The sequence below is a fragment of the Halomonas gemina genome (assembly GCF_023554995.1).
GTDB lineage: Bacteria > Pseudomonadota > Gammaproteobacteria > Pseudomonadales > Halomonadaceae > Halomonas > Halomonas gemina.
On the sequence record NZ_JAMJPK010000002.1, the window covers coordinates 258,431 to 275,847 of the forward strand.

15 protein-coding genes are annotated in these 17,417 nt (G+C 70.0%); 6 read left to right on the forward strand and 9 right to left on the reverse strand.

What is annotated here, in order from left to right:
- Positions 1 to 6: 6 nt before the first annotated feature.
- Complete coding sequence (locus tag M8009_RS05235) at positions 7 to 621, reverse strand: cell wall hydrolase (protein ID WP_250059708.1); 615 nt, start codon at positions 619 to 621, stop codon at positions 7 to 9.
- A 396-nt stretch (positions 622 to 1,017) separates the two neighbouring features.
- On the opposite strand from M8009_RS05235, the gene M8009_RS05240 reads away from it, so the two are divergent.
- Complete coding sequence (locus tag M8009_RS05240) at positions 1,018 to 1,641, forward strand: LolA family protein (protein ID WP_250059709.1); 624 nt, start codon at positions 1,018 to 1,020, stop codon at positions 1,639 to 1,641.
- 33 nt (positions 1,642 to 1,674) lie between these two features.
- Entirely contained in the window at positions 1,675 to 2,154 is a 480-nt protein-coding gene (locus M8009_RS05245) for an SRPBCC family protein (RefSeq protein ID WP_250059710.1), read from the forward strand.
- Between the two features lie 9 nt (positions 2,155 to 2,163).
- Here the strand turns inward: M8009_RS05245 and M8009_RS05250 are convergent, their stop codons facing one another.
- Positions 2,164 to 3,444: an MgtC/SapB family protein gene (locus M8009_RS05250; protein ID WP_250059711.1), complete on the reverse strand. Its 1,281-nt coding sequence runs from the start codon at positions 3,442 to 3,444 to the stop codon at positions 2,164 to 2,166.
- Positions 3,445 to 3,634: 190 nt separating this feature from the next.
- Here M8009_RS05250 and M8009_RS05255 point away from each other — a divergent pair, with 190 nt between their 5' ends.
- A complete protein-coding gene (locus M8009_RS05255; protein WP_250059712.1) occupies positions 3,635 to 6,307 on the forward strand; it encodes a bifunctional diguanylate cyclase/phosphodiesterase in 2,673 nt (890 codons plus the stop codon).
- Positions 6,308 to 6,316: 9 nt separating this feature from the next.
- Here the strand turns inward: M8009_RS05255 and M8009_RS05260 are convergent, their stop codons facing one another.
- Positions 6,317 to 8,290 carry an acyl CoA:acetate/3-ketoacid CoA transferase gene (locus tag M8009_RS05260; RefSeq protein ID WP_250059713.1) on the reverse strand — a complete coding sequence of 658 codons (1,974 nt, stop codon included), beginning with the start codon at positions 8,288 to 8,290 and terminating at the stop codon, positions 6,317 to 6,319.
- Positions 8,291 to 8,464: 174 nt separating this feature from the next.
- Between M8009_RS05260 and M8009_RS05265 the strand changes: the two genes are divergently transcribed.
- The 3 genes from M8009_RS05265 (at position 8,465) to M8009_RS05275 (ending at position 11,063) form a co-directional block, all read left to right on the forward strand.
- Complete coding sequence (locus M8009_RS05265) at positions 8,465 to 8,923, forward strand: LexA family protein (protein WP_284047723.1); 459 nt, start codon at positions 8,465 to 8,467, stop codon at positions 8,921 to 8,923.
- The gene (locus tag M8009_RS05270; RefSeq protein ID WP_250059714.1) at positions 8,920 to 10,194 is read left to right on the forward strand and encodes a Y-family DNA polymerase; all 1,275 of its coding nucleotides are present in this window, start codon (positions 8,920 to 8,922) and stop codon (positions 10,192 to 10,194) included. Before M8009_RS05265 ends, M8009_RS05270 begins: the two co-directional genes overlap by 4 nt.
- Before the next feature lie 116 nt (positions 10,195 to 10,310).
- The gene (locus M8009_RS05275; RefSeq protein WP_250059715.1) at positions 10,311 to 11,063 is read left to right on the forward strand and encodes an SDR family NAD(P)-dependent oxidoreductase; all 753 of its coding nucleotides are present in this window, start codon (positions 10,311 to 10,313) and stop codon (positions 11,061 to 11,063) included.
- Between the two features lie 4 nt (positions 11,064 to 11,067).
- On the opposite strand, the gene M8009_RS05280 is transcribed toward M8009_RS05275, so the two are convergent.
- The 6 genes from M8009_RS05280 to M8009_RS05305 all read right to left on the reverse strand — a co-directional run bounded on the left by M8009_RS05280 (position 11,068) and on the right by M8009_RS05305 (position 17,407).
- Positions 11,068 to 12,282 (reverse strand): MFS transporter, encoded by a 1,215-nt coding sequence (locus tag M8009_RS05280; protein WP_250059716.1) that lies wholly within the window; start codon positions 12,280 to 12,282, stop codon positions 11,068 to 11,070.
- Positions 12,283 to 12,288: 6 nt separating this feature from the next.
- Entirely contained in the window at positions 12,289 to 13,221 is a 933-nt protein-coding gene (locus tag M8009_RS05285; protein ID WP_250059717.1) for a hydroxymethylglutaryl-CoA lyase, read from the reverse strand.
- Complete coding sequence (locus M8009_RS05290; RefSeq protein WP_250059718.1) at positions 13,218 to 13,733, reverse strand: TRAP transporter small permease; 516 nt, start codon at positions 13,731 to 13,733, stop codon at positions 13,218 to 13,220. Before M8009_RS05290 ends, M8009_RS05285 begins: the two co-directional genes overlap by 4 nt.
- An 11-nt stretch (positions 13,734 to 13,744) precedes the next feature.
- Positions 13,745 to 14,791: a TRAP transporter substrate-binding protein gene (locus M8009_RS05295; RefSeq protein WP_250059719.1), complete on the reverse strand. Its 1,047-nt coding sequence runs from the start codon at positions 14,789 to 14,791 to the stop codon at positions 13,745 to 13,747.
- Positions 14,792 to 14,887: 96 nt separating this feature from the next.
- A complete protein-coding gene (locus M8009_RS05300; protein WP_250059720.1) occupies positions 14,888 to 16,177 on the reverse strand; it encodes a TRAP transporter large permease in 1,290 nt (429 codons plus the stop codon).
- Positions 16,178 to 16,189: 12 nt separating this feature from the next.
- Entirely contained in the window at positions 16,190 to 17,407 is a 1,218-nt protein-coding gene (locus tag M8009_RS05305; protein WP_250059721.1) for a CaiB/BaiF CoA transferase family protein, read from the reverse strand.
- Positions 17,408 to 17,417: the final 10 nt, after the last annotated feature.

Sequence of the window (17,417 nt, forward strand, 5' to 3'; positions counted from 1 at the left end):
GGTTCGCTATCGGGCCATGCCGCCCTCGGGCCGGTAGAACAGGAACTCCCCCGTCTCGGCGGTGCGGGGATAGACGCTGGCCCAGTCGGGCGCCACCGTGCGGTGGTGGAAGTAGAGGGCGCCCCCGGTGTGGTCGGCCAGCTCCAGGTTGATGGCCTGGCGGGCCACCTCCCTGGCGACCTCGTAGGCATCGGGTTCCACGATCTCGTCCGGACGGCCATCGCACCACCAGGAGAACTGGCAGGGGGGGTGCTCGGAGCCCTCGGTGACGACCTCGCAGATCGAGTTGGGGAATCCCTCGTGGGCGAGCCTGTTCATGACCACATTGGCGACGGCTTCCATGTCGCGCCCGGCCACGCCCTTGGCTTCCCAGTAGATGCTGCGCGCCAGGCAGGTGATCGGCTCCTCCAGCGGGTCGCTGCCCGCCGGGTCCACGGCCTGCACCTCCTGTTTGGTGATCGGCTCGTCGGGCGGGGTGGCGTGGGTGTCGGGGGCGACAACCCGCTCCAGCACCTCGGCCTTGGCGGCGGCGGCCTCTGCGTGTTCTTGCTGATCGGCGATGGCCGGGCTGAGGGCGAACGGCAATGCCAGCAGTGCAGCGGCGACCCATGGGCGGTGCATGGCCGTACCTCTGGCGATCGAGGGCGTCTGGTCCACCGCGCCGCTGGCAGTGCCTCGGTGCTGGCTGGCCGGTCGGTCTGGGGGAAGGTTTACAGTATAGCCTGCCGTCGTCCTTGCGGTCGTGGCGATGGGCGGCATCGTCCACGATACTGAGTGTTGTGGGCGTCGACGCCCTTCCCCTCCACCGACGAGGTGGCCATGCGTCAGGATGCGCGATTCCGGGGCGCGCAGCGTCGGCATGAGGGCGCAGGAGGCCTATGGCGAAGCACACTCTTCGCCGGGGGAGCGAATCGCCCAAGGTCGGTGTTATCGCCTAGCTGATCCTGTTGGACATCGAGCCCGTGAGGGTCGCCCCAGGCTGGGCGCCGGTGCGGCCTAGGGCGGGAGGAGGAAGCGATGTTGCCGGAACTGCTGTTGATGGTGGCCCTCGGCCAGGCGAGCGACCCGGTCTCGGCGGCGCTGGCCCGCGTCGAGCAGGTGAATGCCTACCGCCTGGTGCTGCGCAGCCAGGGGCGTCGCGGCGAGGAGGTCATCCGCTTTGCCTATCGTCGCCCGGGCTTCATCCGCTTGGACCTGGTCTCGCCCTATCCGGGGGCCGTGGTGATCTACAGCCCCGAGACCCGGCGGGTCCGGCTGTGGCCCTTCGGGTCTCCCGAGCGGCGTGCCGGCCTCTCCCTCAGCCCCCTCAACCCGCTGGTGCGCAGCGCCCGGGGACACCGGGTGGACCAGTCGGACGTCGCCTCCCTGCTGCGCAACGTGCAGCGGCTGCAACGGCAGGGCCAGCTGCGCCTGCTGGGCGAGGCGCCGGTCGATGGCCGGCGCAGCCATCATCTGGTCGTGGAGGGCGATGCGGGGCATCGCGTGGGCGAGGTCGCCGGCTATGAGCTGTGGCTCGACGCCGAGACGCTGTTCCCGCGCCGGGTCATCAGCACCGATGGCCGGGGCAGGGTGATCGAGCGGGTACGGTTGGAGGAGATCGTCATCGAGCCCGACCTGCCAGCCGGCTTCTTCACGCCCTGAGTCGTGTCCCGGTCGCTGCGCAGGAGCCCACCCATGGCCGAGCTGCGGTTTGTCACCACCTGGTGGCTCGAGGCCCCCATCGACGATGTCTATCGGGCGATCGCGGACGCGCCGGGTTGGCCGGCCTGGTGGAAGAGCCTGCGCGACGTGGAGGAACTGGCACCGGGCGACCGCGAGGGGATCGGCCGCGTCTATCGCACCACCTGGCAGAGCCGGCTGGGCTATCGGCTGTGCTTCGATGTCCGCGTGACCCGTGTCCTGCCGGGGAGGTTGATCGAGGGCCTGGCCCGGGGCGACGTGCAGGGGACCGGCCGCTGGCGGCTGAGCGAGGAGGGGCGCGTTAGCAGGGTGCGCTACGAGTGGCGGGTGCGCCCCGTGCGGCGCTGGATGGCACTGGCCGCACCGGTTGCGGGGCCGCTGTTCGCCTGGAACCACCACGCCGTGATGCAGGACGGGGCCGAGGGGCTCGCCCGGCGGCTCGAGGCGCGGCTGCTGGCGACGTCGCACGACTGAGTCGGTGCCCTACAGCCACCAGGCCAGCGTCAGCCCCGCCGCCATCGAGGCGACCATCGGCAGGGCGACCCGCTTGCCGAGCTGGCGGGTGCCGAAGGCGGTGGCCAGCCCCGACTTGAAGAGGTTGTTGACCGCGGCGGCGATGACGATGCCCAGCACCGCGGTGCTGGGCGCGATGCGCTCCAGCGACATGCGGGTCAGCGACAGGGTGATGGCGTCGACGTCGGCCACCCCCGAGGAGGCCGCCAGCAGGTAGATGCCGGCCTCGCCCAGGGCGCCACGCAGCCACTCGCCGAGCAGCATGATCACCGCCAGCAGGCCGCCGAACAGCAGCGCGGTGCGCAGCTCCAGGGGGTTCTGGATCGGGGTGGGGCTGTCGACCCTGAGGGCCTGGCGGTGGTGGCGCCAGAGGTACAGCGCCGGCAGGTAGAGCATCAGTCCCATCACCGTGACCGGAAGCAGCAGTGCCGGCAGCAGCCCGGGGCTGATCACCGCCGCATAGAGCAGAATACGCGGGAACATGGTGCCGCAGGCCAGCAGGATGCCGGCGGCCAGCATCGCCTCGACCTCTTGGCTCTGGCGCGAGGTGCGTGCGAAATGCAGGGTCAGCGCCGTGGAGGAGGAGAGCCCGGCGAACAGCCCGGTGAAGAGGATGCCCTTCTCGGTGCCGCCCAGGCGCACGGCGAAGTAGCCGACGAAGCTGATCGAGGCGATCAGCACCACCATCCACCAGATCTCGTAGGGGTTGAGCACCTCGCCGGGGCCCATGCCGCGGTCGGGGAGCAACGGCAGCATCACCACGGTGATCAACAGCAGCTTGAGGCCGGCATCGAGCTCGTGGGCCTGCAGCTTGTTCAGCAGGCCGTGGATCTCGTGCTTGTTGTCGAGGATCACCGCGGTGATCACCGCGCCGGCGGCGGCCAGGGCCAGGTCGATCGCCACGGCCACCGCACCGAAGCAGAAGGTCAGCAGCAGGCCCACCAGGCCGGTGATGCTGTAGTCGTGCTGCTCGGCGAGCTTGGCCCGCCAGGCGACCAGGCTGATGCCGGCCACGGTCACGAAGATGAGCGGGAAGGCCCAGTCGCTGACGATATCCGAGAGCAGCGCGGCGATGCCGCCAAGCAGCCCGACCAGCGAATGGGTGCGGATCCCGGCGATGCGCTCGCCGGACTTCTGCTCGCGGGCCACCCAGCCGCGCTCGATGCCGATCAGGGCACCCAGCAGCAGTGCCACCCCAAGGCGGATGGCGGATTCATTGGCAGTGAGGAACTGGCTGGCGACATCGTCCATGGGCGGGCCTTCCCGACGCCGTCCGGTGGTCGGCGGATACCCTCATGGTGGCCTGCGCGGGCTCGGGCTTCAATGCTCGATCCCGCGGCAGCGGTTTTCCAGGGGCTCCCTTTCGAGGTTTGCAGAAAGTAATTTCCGGGGCGAGCCATTACACTGAACCCATTGATTCAACGCAGGGATTGCCGGTGACATGAGTGGCGAGTCGCTCCCCCCCGAGGAATGGCCCGAGAGCGGCCATCGGCGCATCCGCCGTCGTGCCATCGCTCTCTACCTGTTGGCCCTGCTGGCCCTGCTGCTGCTGTTCGCCGGAATCCTGCTGGACCAGCACCGGCGTGACCTCGAGGTGGGTCAGGAGCGTGCCAGCGCCCGGGCCGATCTGGTGGCCGAGTGGGTGGCCAGTACCTTCGAGGTCAGCGAGCACACCCTCTCCAGCCTGGTGCAGGTGTTCCAGTCGCCTCTTGGGCAGGCTTTGGTGGCACGCCGCGGCAATGATGCGGCCCTCGAGGCACTCCTTCGCCAGCACAGCCATCGCCATGCCTTGATCGATGACCTGGGTATCGTCAGTGCCGAGGGGATGCTGCGGGCCTCTGCCAACCCGGCATTTCCACCGGGTCTCGACGTCACCGGCCTGCCCTATTTCCAGGCCTTCGAGCAGGATGCCGATCTCCAGGAGTGGGTGTCACCGCTCTACTGGTCGGCCGTCAGCCAGGATTTCCACGTGGCGCATGCCCATCGCCTGCAAGGGCCGGATGGCGACTTCCGGGGCCTGGCGGTGGTGCGGCTCAATCCCGCCCTCTTCGGAGAGACCCTCGAGCGACTGAACATGACCCGTGGCGAGAGCATCGCCATCGCCGATACCGAGATGCGGCTGATTACCCGCCGACCGGCCTTTGGCGAGGGCGGCGCCATGGATGTGCTCGGCACCCCGGTCAGCGAGCCGTTGACTCGCGCCTTTCTCGACAGCGGCGAGGCATCGACGACCCTGCGCACCGCCTCGCCGCTGGACGGCAGCGAGCGCCTCTACGCCATGCAGCGAGTGGAGGGACTGCCGTTCCTGGTGGTGGTCGGCGAGCGGGTCGAGGTGCTGCTGGCCGGCTGGTGGCAGCGGCTCTGGCTGCTGGTCGGCATCTTCCTGGTGGTGGCGGCGCTGGGCGGGTGGCTGCTGCGCCACTATCTCGGCCGGCTGCGGCTGGAGGGCGGCCTGCGCATCGCCGCCACCGCCTTCGAGACCCACCTGGGCATGGTCATTACCGATGCCCAGGCCAGGATCCTCAAGGTCAACGACACCTTCACCCGCATCACCGGCTATGCCGAGGCCGAGGTGCTGGGTCGCAATCCGAGCCTGCTCAGCTCCGGTCGCCACGACGAGACCTTCTACCGGCACCTCTGGGAGGACGTCCGGGAGAAGGGCAGCTGGCAGGGCGAGGTCTGGAATCGTCGCAGGAGCGGCGAAGTGTTCCCCGAGTGGCTCACGATCAGCGCGGTATACAATGAGGCCGGCGAGCTGACCCACTATGTGGCCACCTTCAGCGATATCACCCAGCGCAAGGCCGCCGAGGCGGAGATCCACCAGCTCGCCTTCTATGACCCCCTGACCGGGCTGCCCAATCGCCGGCTGATGCTGGACCGCCTGGAAGGTGCGCTCAAGGACAGCTATCCCAGCGGCCAGTTCGGGGCGCTGCTCTATCTCGACCTGGACAACTTCAAGCAGGTCAACGACACCCTGGGACACCATGCCGGCGACCAGCTGCTGCAGCAGGTCGCGAGCCGGCTGGGTGAAGTGTTGCATGCGAGTGATACCCTGGCACGGCTGGGCGGCGACGAATTCGCCGTGCTGTTGCACGACCTGGGCCGCGACCCGCAGCGGGTGGCGGCCGTCGCCGAGCGCATTGCCCACAAGCTGCTCGGAGCGCTCCAGGTGCCGCTCAGCCTGGCCGGGAGCTCGGTGACGATAACCGGCAGCATTGGCGTCACGCTCTACCGCGATCACCATACGACTCTCGACGAGATTCTCCAGCAGGCCGACATGGCCCTCTTCCAGGCCAAGCGGGCCGGGCGCGATACCCTGCGCTTCTTCGACCCGGCCATGCAGGCGCAGCTTCACGCCCGTGCCCGGCTCGAGGCGGACCTGCGCCAGGCATTGGCCCGGGACGAGTTCCTGCTCCACTACCAGCCCCAGGTGGATGCCGACCGGCGCCTGATCGGCGTCGAGGCGCTGCTGCGCTGGCAGCACCCGGAGCGTGGCATGGTCTCCCCAGGCGAGTTCATCCCGCTGGCCGAGGAGAACCGACTGATCGTGCCCATCGGCGGTTGGGTGCTGGAGGCCGCCTGTCGGCAGCTGGTCGCCTGGGCTGGGGATCCCGCCACGGCCGACCTCAGGGTCTCGGTGAACGTCAGCCCCCAGCAGTTCCGCGAGGTGGGGTTCGTCGAGCGGGTGCTGGCTACCCTCGCGCGAACCGGGGCCCCTCCCGAGCGCCTCAAGCTCGAGGTCACCGAGAGCCTGTTCGTCCATGAGCGCGACGAGGCCCGCGAGACCATGCGACGCCTCAGGGAGCAAGGCGTGACCTTCGCCCTGGACGACTTCGGCACCGGCTACTCCTCGCTCTCCTACCTCAAGCGGCTGCCCCTGGACCAGCTCAAGATCGACCAGTCCTTCGTGCGCGACCTGCTGGAGGACGAGGCCAGTGCGGCCATTGTCGCCAGCATCATCGCCCTCTCCGGGAGCCTGCAGCTGGAGGTGATCGCCGAGGGAGTCGAGACCGAGGCCCAGCAGGCCTGGCTGGTGGCGCATGGCTGCCACGCCTTCCAGGGCTATCTCTTCGGGCGACCCGGGCCCGTGGAGGCACTGGTGATAGGCCGCTGATCGTCGGGTTCAGCCCTCGCTGTTACCCAGGTGGGCCTCCGCCTCCTCGGCGCTCTCGTAGATGTGCGGCGAGACGGCGCGCGCCTCCAGGGCGTGGCCGAGCTTGCGGCGCATGAAGCCGCTGGTGGTGTAGCGGGTCACCTGGCTGTAGAAGCGCTGCTCTAGGCCGCGCACCATCTCGGTGTAGGGGGTGAGCAGGGCGTCGTCGATGCGGAAATGGTCGTAGTTGACGATGGCCTGGACCCGGCGGCCCAGCGGGGCGAGGCGGCGCTCGACCTCCCGCTCGATGGCGTCGATGTCCGCCCGGGAGGCGACCCGCAGGTGCTCGAAGTTGATGAACAGCACCTCCCTGGTCTCGTCGAGGCTGAAGCGTTGCGCCAGGGGCTGGTCGAGCAGTTCCTCGGCGAGCCCCATGGGCGCCTCGTGGAAGATGCGCGTGTCCATCAGCCGAGGCGGCTCGGGCATCCGCGGGGTGAAGGCCATCAGCGCCAGGACGTCGCGCTCCAGGTCGACCCCCGGGGCGATCTCGGTGAGGGTGAGCCCCTCCGGAGTGAGCTCGAACACCGCCCGCTCGGTGACATAGCAGACCGGCTTGCCGTCGGCGGCGGCCAGGGTCCCGCTGAAGGTACGGTGCTCCACCTCGGTGACGAACTTGCCCTGGCCGCCCGGAGGCGCCTCGAGCCGCCCATCGACGATGGCGAGTGCCTCCTTGGTGGCCACGAAGGTGCCCATGAAGACCACCTTGCGGGCGTTCTGGCTGATGTTGATGAAGCCGCCGGCGCCGGCCAGCCGCGGGCCGAAGCGCGAGACGTTGACGTGCCCCGCGGCATCGACCTGGGCCATGCCCAGGAAGGCGATATCGAGCCCGCCGCCGTCGTAGAAGTCGAACTGGGCCGGCTGGTCGATGATCGCCTGGGTGTTCAGCGCCGCGCCGAAGTCGAGCCCGCCGGCCGGCAGGCCGCCGATCACGCCGGGTTCGGCGGTCAGGGTCAGGTGCTCGAGCAGGCGCTCCTCGCTTGCCACCGCGCCGACGCCCTCGGGCATGCCGATCCCCAGGTTGACCACGCTGTTGGGCCTGAGCTCGAAGGCCGCGCGCCGGGCGATGACCTTGCGCGCCGAGAGCGGAAGCGGCTCGGGCGCCGCCATGGGCGCGCGGATCTCGCCGGAGAAGGCCGGGTTGTAGGCGGTGCGGAAGGTCTGCCAATGGTGCGCCGGGTCCTCGCAGACCACCACGCAGTCGACCAGGATGCCGGGGATCTTGACGTCCTTGGGATGCAGGGTGCCGTGCTCGGCCAGGCGCTCCACCTGCACGATCACCACGCCCCCGGAGTTGCGCACCGCCGTGGCGATGGCCAGCGCCTCCAGGGTCAGGGCCTCGCGCTCCATGCTGACGTTGCCCAGGGTATCGGCGGTGGTGCCGCGCAGCAGCGCCACCTGCAGCGGCAGCGCACGGTAGAAGAGGTACTCCTGGCCGTCGACGGGCAGCAGCGACACGCGCTCCTCGAGGGTGACGTCGTTGATCCTGCCGCCGCCCAGGCGCGGGTCGACGAAGGTGCCCAGGCCCACCCGGGTCAGGGTACCCGGCTTGCCGGCGGCGATGTCGCGGAAGAGGTGCGAGATCACCCCCTGGGGCAGGTTCCAGGCCTGGATGCGTCCCTCGATGGCGAGCCGCTGCAGGGCGGGTACCAGCCCCCAGTGGCCGCCGATCACCTTCGCCACCAGCCCCTCGTGGCCCAGGTGGTTGAGCCCGCGGCTCTTGCCGTCGCCCTGGCCGGCGGCATACATCAGGGTCAGGTCGCGGGGCTCGCCGGTCTCAAGGAAGCGCGCCTCCAGGGCCACGGCGAGTTCCTCGGCGAAGCCGATGCCGACGAAGCCACCGGTCGCCAGGGCGTCGCCGTCACGGATCAGGTTCACGGCCTCGCGGGCGGAGACCACCTTGCCCTTCGCGGTGAAGGGCTGGCGAGAGAGCAGCGGATGGGGCATGGCGGGCGTCCTGGTGAGGGTGCTTTGGGATTGTTCTTTGTGACGGTTCTTCGTGATGGTTCTTTGTGATGGTTCCTTCACGGTAGCACGCGCCCCGGCGTGTCGGCAGGGCTTGCCAGGCGGGGGAGAAGTGTCGAATACTGTTCGCATATACAGTATTCGAGAGGGAGGCCCATGATGTCGTCGCTGTCCACCACTGCCCGGGTGATCGGTCGCGCCGTGCTGCTGCCCGGCGACACGGCCCAGCCGCTGATGGGGTGCCGGGTGCGGGCGGGCTTCCCGAGCCCTGCCGACGACCATCTGGACGTGGAGATCGACCTGCATGCCCACGTGGTGAGGCGCCCGGCCGCTACCTACTTCGTGCGGGCCGAGGGCGACTCCATGCTCGGCGACGGCATCCACGACGGCGACCTGCTGGTGGTGGACCGCAGCCTGGAGCCGCTGCCCGGGCGGGTGGTGGTGATCGCCGTGGATGGCGAGCCCACCGTGAAGCGCCTGGAGCGCCGTGGCGAGCAGACCTTCCTGGTGGCCAGCAACCCGCGTTTCGCGCCGATCCCCCTGGCGGGCCGCGAATGCGAGGTATGGGGCGTGGTCACCCATGTGCTTCACGCCCTGCCGGGAGGCGAGCCGTGATCGCCCTGGTCGACTGCAACAACTTCTACGTCAGCTGCGAGCGGGTCTTCGACCCGCGCCTGGAGGGGCGCCCGGTCGGCGTGCTCTCCAACAACGATGGCTGCGTGGTGGCGCGCTCCAACGAGCTCAAGGCGCTGGGCGTGGCGATGGGCGCGCCGCTGCACCTGCTGCCGCCGGCCATCCGTCGCCAGGCGGTGCTGCTCTCCAGCAACTATGCGCTCTATGGCGACATGAGCCGGCGGGTCAACCTGATCCTTGACGAGTTCTCGCCGGATGTGGAGGCCTACTCCATCGACGAGAGCTTCGTGGGCTTTTCCGGCTTCGCCCCGGACGGCCTGGAGGCGCATGCCCAGCGGCTGCGCGAGACGGTACGCCGCGACACCGGCATCCCGGTCTGCGTGGGGCTGGCGCCGACTCGGGTGCTGGCCAAGGTGGCCAACCGGGCAGCGAAGAAGATGCCCGCCTACGAGGGCGTCTGCCTGCTCGAGGCCGACGGGCCCGCCACCTGGGCGCTGCTCGAGGCCCTGCCGGTGACCGAGCTGTGGGGCGTGGCGCGACGCACCGCCGAACGGCTGGCGCTGATGGGGATCCACACCGCCTGGCAGCTGCGCAAGGCCGCCCCCAAGCAGGTCCGGCGCCATTTCTCGGTGGTGCTGGAGCGCATCGTCTGGGAGTTGCGCGGCCGCCCGGCCTTCGTGCTCGATGACGTCAATGCGCCGCGCCAGCGCATCATGGTCTCGCGCTCCTTCGGGCGGCTGACCGGCGCCTTACCGGACCTGCAGGAGGCGGTGCGCCAGCACGCCGCCAGGGCCGCCGAGAAGCTGCGCGGCCAGGGCAGCCAGGCCCGGGCGCTGATGGTCTTTGTGCGCAGCAACCCGCACCTGGCCGGCGAGCGCCAGTACCGCAACAGCGTGGTGGTGGCCTTGCCGGCCCCCAGCGACGACAGTCGCGAGCTGCTCGAGGCCGCCGCCCGGGGCCTCGCGGCGATCTTCCTCGAGGGCGTGCGCTACCAGAAGTGCGGGGTGATGCTGCTCGACCTGGTGGAGGCCGACCGCCACCAGCTCTCGCTGCTGGCGCCACGCAGCGAGGCGGCGCGTGGGCGCAGCCAGCGGCTGATGGCGACGGTGGACCGCCTCAACCGCGAGATGGGCCGCGACACCGTGCGCTTCGGCCTGCCGCGCCAGGGCACCGCCTGGGCGCTGCGCTGCGAGCGGCGCACCTCGCGCTACACCACCCGCTGGGACGAGTTGATGCGGGTCAAGACGCGCTGAGAAAGTGCCGGAAACCTCTACGCTACGTGGTTTCCGTGGCGTGGCGATTGGCTACACTGGGGGCGCATCGGCGGGACGTTCGTCGCGCCGGACGGTCATCGACAGGGAGAAGACCCATGCGCATGAAGGGCAAGAACGTCATCGTCACCGGCGGCGCCAGCGGCATCGGCCTGGCCAGCGTGGAGCGCTGCCTGCAGGAGGGCGCCAGCGTGGTCATCGCCGACCTCGAGGGCAGCGACGGCCAGGACCAGGCCGCCCGGCTCGATGACCGCTACGACGGCCGCTGCCTGTTCAAGGCGTGTGACGTCACCGATACCGCCCAGGTCGACCGCCTGTTCGCGGACAGCGTCGCTGAGCTCGGCAGCGTGGAGGCGGTGTTCAACAATGCCGGCATCGGCGGCATCTGCCCCTCCGACGAGGTGACCGACGAGGAGTACCTGAAGGTCATCGACATCAACCTCAACGGGGTCTTCCGAGTGGCCCGGGCCGCGCTGCGGGTGATGTATCACCAGGGCGGCGGCAGCATCGTCAACTGCGCCTCCATCCTCGGGGTCTTCGGCCAGTCCCAGACCGCCGCCTACACCGCCGCCAAGGGCGGGGTGGTCAACCTGACCCGGACGCTGGCCATCGAGGCGGCGCCGAAGGGCGTGCGGGTCAACGCCATCGGCCCGGGCTACATCGACACCCCGCTGCTCGAGGCCCTGGACGACGAGATGCTGCAGGGGCTGGTCGGCCTGCATCCCATCGGCCGCCTGGGCCGCCCGGAGGAGATCGCCAACGCCTTCCTGTTCCTGGCCAGCGACGAGGCCAGCTTCGTCACCGGGGCCCACCTGCTGGTCGACGGCGGCTTCACCGCCGGCAAGTCCTGAGGCGCTAGCCGGCGCCGCCCCCGAGCGGTAGCTGCCCGGCCGCCTCGCGGCGGGCGGCGAGGCGGGCCTGGCGGATCAGCCACAGGCCGACCAGGGCCACGCCGGCGAGCACGGCGAAGACCGGCGTGTAGCGGCCGAACAGGCCATGCAGCGCCGTGAACAGGGGCAGGCCGAGTAGCACGCCGCCATAGGTGAAGACCAGGCAGCCGCCGGCGGCATCGGCGATGCGATCGGCCGGCGCCAGCTGGGTGATCTCGGCCATGAAGACGCCGTTCCAGCCCAGCGAGGAGAGGCTCAGCAGGCACAGCAGGCCGGTGACCAGCGGCCGGGGCCAGGCCGGCGTCATGGTGGCCACCAGCAGGGCGCCGACCGCGGTGGTGCAGGCGATCACGGCGAGGGTGGTCAGGCGGTCGCCCAGCAGGTCGCCGATCCAGCCCCAGCCGATGCGCCCGGCGATCCCGACGACCTGCACGCTGGACATCACCAGCCCCGCCTCGACCAGGCCGAAGGCCAGGTCCTCCACCAGCAGCGCCACGGTAAAGGCCGAGACCGACAGCTGGATCGCCGAGAAGCAGAGGCTGAGCAGCGCCACGTGGCGCAGCGAACGCTGGTGCCAGACGACAGCGAGCCCGGCGAAGGGCGTGGTCAGCCAGGGGGTGCGAGGGTCGCGCTGGTCGTCCCAGCGCGGGCGGGCGAGCTGCAGGGCGGCGATGCCGGTAAGCGCGAGGCCGGTGAGCAGCAGCAGCCCCGCCTGCCAGCCGATCGCCAGCGCCAGGGCGGGGGCGCTGGCGCCAGCGATGACCCCGCCCAGGGGCACGCCGGACTGCTTGAGGGAGAAGATCAGCCCGCGCCGCCCGGGCGGGGTGAAGCGCACCAGCAGCAGCGAGGCCGAGGGGTTGGTCAGGCCATAGCCGAGGCCGGCCACCAGCGAGGCGACGGCGAAGCTCGGCAGGGAGGGGATGGCCAGCAGCCCGGCACCGCCGCCCAGCAGGGCCAGCGAGAGCTGGCTGGTGCGGCAGGGGCCGAGGCGCCGGGTCAGCGGGCCGCCCACCAGGGAGGTCAGCATGGCGCCGGCGAAGATCAGGCTGACCTGCAGGCCCACCGTGGCCGAGGAGACCCCCAGGGCCCTGGCCACCTCCGGCGCGATGGCGGCGGGAAACAGCGCCACCAGCGCGGAGAAGGCCAGCACCAGGGTGGTGGCGAGCAGGACGACCGGCACGACGGCTCAGGCCACCTGGCCGCGGGGCACCTGGCGCAGGTGGCTGGCGGTCTGCCCCCCGGGGAGGGCGGCGATGGCATCGGCCGCCTCCAGCAGCCGCGACAGGTTGATCCCGCTGTAGACCTGGCCCCCGTTGAGGGCGTAGACGAGGTCCTCCGTGGCCGTGTTGCCGGTGGCACCGGGGGCGAAGGGGCAGCCGCCCAGCCCGGCGCAGGCGGTGTCCACCGTGGTGGCGCCGTGGTGGATGGCGAACAGCGCGTTGGCCACGCCCATGCCGTAGGTGTCATGGCCGTGGAAGGCCCAGGCCAGGTGCGGCCCGCGATGGCGCTCGACCAGTCGGCTGAAGTGGTTGGCCACCTGGTAGGGCGTGGCGCGTCCGGTGGTGTCGCACAGCGCCACTTCGAGGTGGAGGTCCCCGCACAGGGCGCGGGCCCGGGAGAGGACGTCATCGACCTGATGCCAGGCGATGGTGCCCTCGTAGGGGCAGTCGAAGCTGGTGCCCAGGTCGAGGCGCAGGCAGGCGTTGCCGTCGCGCCCGAGCAGCGCGACGATGCGGGCGAGCTCCTCGAGGGACTGGGCCACGCTGCGCCGCACGTTGGCCTGGTTGTGGGACTCGGAGACCGAGACCACGAAGACCAGCTCGCGGACGCCCTGGGCCAGGGCCAGCTCCGCGCCCCTGAGGTTGGGCACCAGGGCCGAGAAGCGCATGGCGGCCCGGTCGGCGAAGGCGGCGACCAGCGCTCCGGTATCGGCCATCTGCGGGATGGCCCGGGGGCTGACGAAGGAGCCGATCTCCATGCGGGTGACGCCGGCCTCGATCAGCAGCTGGATGCAGCGGATCTTCTCGTCCGTGGGCAGCGGCTCGCGGATCGACTGGAAACCGTCGCGCGGGGCGACCTCGACGATGTCCACCCGTTCGGGTGGCGACAGCAGGTTCATCGGGTTTTCTCCTCGTCAGCGGCACCGGCCAGTCGTGGCACGGCCGCCAGGGCATCGATCAGGAACTGCAGGCCCAGGGCGGCGAAGCCGATCGGCAGCAGGGCATAGGGATAGACCATGGGGGTGCCCAGCGAGCTGGAGACCCGTTCGCCGTACTCCAGCGCCTGCAGGGCCATGATGCCGCCGCGCCACACCAGGATGGCGCAGAAGGCGACCCCCAGCAGCCCGGTAGCCAGGTCGATGGTGCCGCGCAGGCGAGGCGGCAGCTTGTCCTTGAAGTAGGTGATGCGGATATGGGCGTCGTGGCGCTGGGCCTCGGCGGCGCCGATCACGGCCAGGTAGACCAGCAGGAAGGAGTTGAGCTCCAGACTCCAGCTGGTCGGGGCCGTGAAGACGTAGCGCATGATGGCGTCGTAGCAGATCGACGCCATCATGAACACCAGCACCGCCATCGACGTCCAGCGCAGGACGGCCAGCAGGCCGTCCCAGCTGCGCATGGCAGTCATCGTCATGACACTCTCCCTCAGGCCTCGCCCAGGGCCAGCGCGATGGCACGATTGCCGACCTCCTCGCCGACCTCGCCCGTCCAGTGGTCCCAGACGTCCTGGACGCCGGCATTGAAGGTCTCGAGGTCCTCCTCGGTGGGCTCGACGATCTCCACGCCGGCCTGCTCGACCTGGGGCCAGTACTCGTTGGGGTAGATGTCGTTGTTGCAGTGCTCGATGAAGTTCGCGTCGTACCAGTCGGCGGCCTGCTGCAGCACGGCACGGACGTCGTCGTCGAGGTTGTCCCAGGTGTCGCGCAGCATGAAGGGCGCCACCGAGAAGCCGGTGATCGGCAGCTTGTAGCAGACCTTGAGCTGCTCCTGGAGGCTGCGGCCGATGACCGTCGAGATGTTGAAGACGCCGGCGTCCACGGTACCCCGCTGCAGGGCCATGTAGGTCTCCGAGGAGGGAATGCGTGTCGCCCCCACGTTGTAGGGCTCGAAGGCCTGGGTGGCCTCGAAGCCGACGATGCGCACCTTCTTGCCGCGCACCTCGTCGAGGCGGCGGATCGGGCTCGCCTCGGTGCTCCACAGGTACTCCGGCTCGAGGATGCCGCCGCCAGAGGTGAGCATGTAGAGGTTCTCCTCGGCCAGCACCTCGTTGATCAGCGTCATCAGCGGGCTGCCCTGGCGCAGGCGCTCCGGGTGGCGGTAGAGCTCGCCCACCACCCCGGGCAGGCCGGTGACGCCAAGTATCGGGATCGAGCGGGTGATGTAGGAGAAGGTGTGGAACATGAAGTCGATGCTGCGCGCGCGCAGCGCCGGCAGCTGTTCATCCACCTTGAGCAGCTGGCCGGAGTCGTAGAACTCCACCGAGAGGGCGTCGCCGCCGTTCTCCTTGAGCATCTCCACGAAGCGATTGGAGCCGTAGGTCAGCGCCTTGTAGGAGTCGGGCAGGTAGGTGACACCGGTCAGGGTGGTGGCGGCGTGGCTGCGGGGCGCCAGCAGGCTCTGGGTGCCGAACAGGGTGGCGCCGGCGGTGGCGAAGGTGCCGTACTTCAGGACTTGGCGACGGGACAGAGTCATGGTAAATCTCCTGCTTGTTGTTGTGATGGACCGTTGTGATGGACCTTGCGACGGTCGGTTGTGACGGTTCGCGTCACTGACGTTGAAACACCGGGGCTACATCAGCCCCGGCAACCACAGGCTGAGGCCGGGGAAGAACACGAACAGCATCAGCACGAGGAACTGCACGGCGACGAAGGGCAGGGCGCTTTTGATGATCTCCTCCACCGAGAGCTCGGGGCAGACCCCGCGCAGCGCGTAGAGGTTGAGCCCCACCGGCGGGGTGACCACGGCGATCTCGAGGTTGAGCACCATGACGATGCCGAACCACAGCGGGTCATAGCCCAGCGCGGTGATCAACGGCAGCAGCACCGGGGTGGTCACCACGATCAGCGACACGGCGTCGACGATCATGCCGAGCAGGATCAGCAGCAGCATCACCGCCACCAGGATCGCCCAGGCGGGCAGGCCGGTGGCGGTGAGGGCTTCGGTGAGCAGCTGCGGGACCCGCACCATGTTGAGGTAGTCGCCGAAGATCTTGGCGCAGCCGATGATCAGCAGGATGGCGCCGCTGATCCTGGCGGTGGTGGCGAGTATCTCCAGGAACTTGCGCCAGCTGAGGCTGCGAAACACCAGGGTAGCGATCAGGAAGGCGCCGGCGGCGCCGATTCCGGCCGCCTCGCTGGGGGTGGCCAGGCCCGAGTAGATCGAGCCCAGCACGGCCACCACCAGCAGGCCGGCGTGCCAGATGTTGGCCAGGCTCGCCCAGCGCTGGCGCCAGGTGAAGCGCTCGGCGCTTGCCGGCGCCTCGGCCGGGTTGAGGCGCACGCGGATATAGATGAACAGCGACAGGGCCAGCGCCAGCACGATGCCGGGCACGATGCCGCCGATGAAGAGCTCGGCCACCGAGACGCTGGAGACGGCGCCGTAGATGATGAAGGGCACGCTGGGCGGGATCAGCATGGCCAGCGCCCCGGCGCTGACCACGGCACCGGCGGCCAGCGAGCGGCTGTAGCCGCGCGCCAGCATCTGCGGCACGGCAATGGAGCCTACCGCGGCGACACCGGCCAGGCTCACCCCCGAGACGGCGCCGAACATCGCCGAGGCGCCCACCGAGGAGATCGCCAGGCTGCCGCGCAGCCAGTTGAGCCAGCGCACCGCGGCGGTGAACAGGCTCGAGCCCACCGGCGTGGCGCCCAGGAAGTTGCCCATCAGGATGAACAGCGGCAGGGCGATCAGCTCGAAGGCGTTGAGCTGACCGAACAGCGACGAGGGCGCGAAGAAGAAGGCCAGCGAGCCACGGGCCATGTAGAGGCCGACCAGGCCGGAGAGGCCGAGGGCCAGGAAGATCGGGAAGCCGATGGTGATCAGCACGACCAGCACGGCCAGGACGATGATGGGATCCATGGGGTGGCGTCCTCAGATCACGCCATCGGCGCGCAGGGCGTCGAGGGCCTCGGGGGCCAGACCCAGCCAGCCGGTCAGCACCTGCTCGGTGTGCTCACCCAGTGCCGGCCCCACCTCGCGGACGCGTCCCGGCGTGTCGGAGAGCCGTGGGAAGACGTTCTGCATGGGCAGCGGGCGACCGTGGCGGTCGGGCACCTCGACGATCGACCCCCGGGCCTGGAAGTGCGGGTCATCGAGCATGTCCGGCGCACGGTAGACGAGCCCCGCCGGGACGCCGGCCTCGGCCAAGAGGTCGACCACCTGCTGGGCGTCGTGCTCGCGCGTCCAGGCGGCGACGAGGTCATCGATGGCCGCCTGATGCTCGCCTCGGGCGCGGTGGGTGGCGTAGTCGGGGTGGTCGGCGAGGCGGGGCTGGCCCATCGCCTCGCAGAGCCGACGGAACACCGTGTCCTGGTTGGCGCCGATGATCACGTCGCGGCCATCGCGGGCCGGATAGGCATTCGAGGGGGCGATCTTGGGCAGGAAGCTGCCGCTACGCTCGCGCACCTTGCCGGCGCGGGCGTACTCCGGGACCAGGCTCTCCATCATCGCCAGCACCGACTCGAAGATGCTGCTGTCGACCACCTGGCCGCGGCCGCTGCGGTCGCGCTGGTGCAGGGCCATCATGGTGCCCAGGGCGGCGTGCAGGCCGGCCAGGGTGTCGCCCAGCGAGATGCCCACGCGCACCGGCGGGCGGTCCGGATAGCCGCTCAGGTGGCGCAGCCCGCCCATGGCCTCGCACACCGAGGCGAAGCCGGCCCGCGAGGCGTAGGGGCCATCCTGGCCGAAGCCGGTGACGCGCACCATTACCAGCCCCGGGTTGTGGCGCGAGAGCTCCTCATAGCCGAGCCCCCAGCGCTCCATGGTGCCGGGGCGGAAGTTCTCGATGATCACATCGGCCTGGCTGGCCAGCTCACGCAGCAGCGCCTGCCCGCGGGGCTGTCGCAGGTCCAGGGTCAGCGACTGCTTGTTGCGGCCGATGACGTTCCACCACAGCGGTTCGCCGGTGTCGCGGTCGGCCTCGCCCCACTGGCGCATGGCGTCGCCCTTGCCGGGCGGCTCGACCTTGATCACCTGGGCGCCGAAGTCGGCCAGGACCTGGCCACAGTAGGGCCCGGCGATCAGCTGGCCCAGCTCGAGGACCTTGATATCGCTGAGGGGCGTCGGGGATCGGGTATCGTGCGGCGTCATTGTTGTTGTG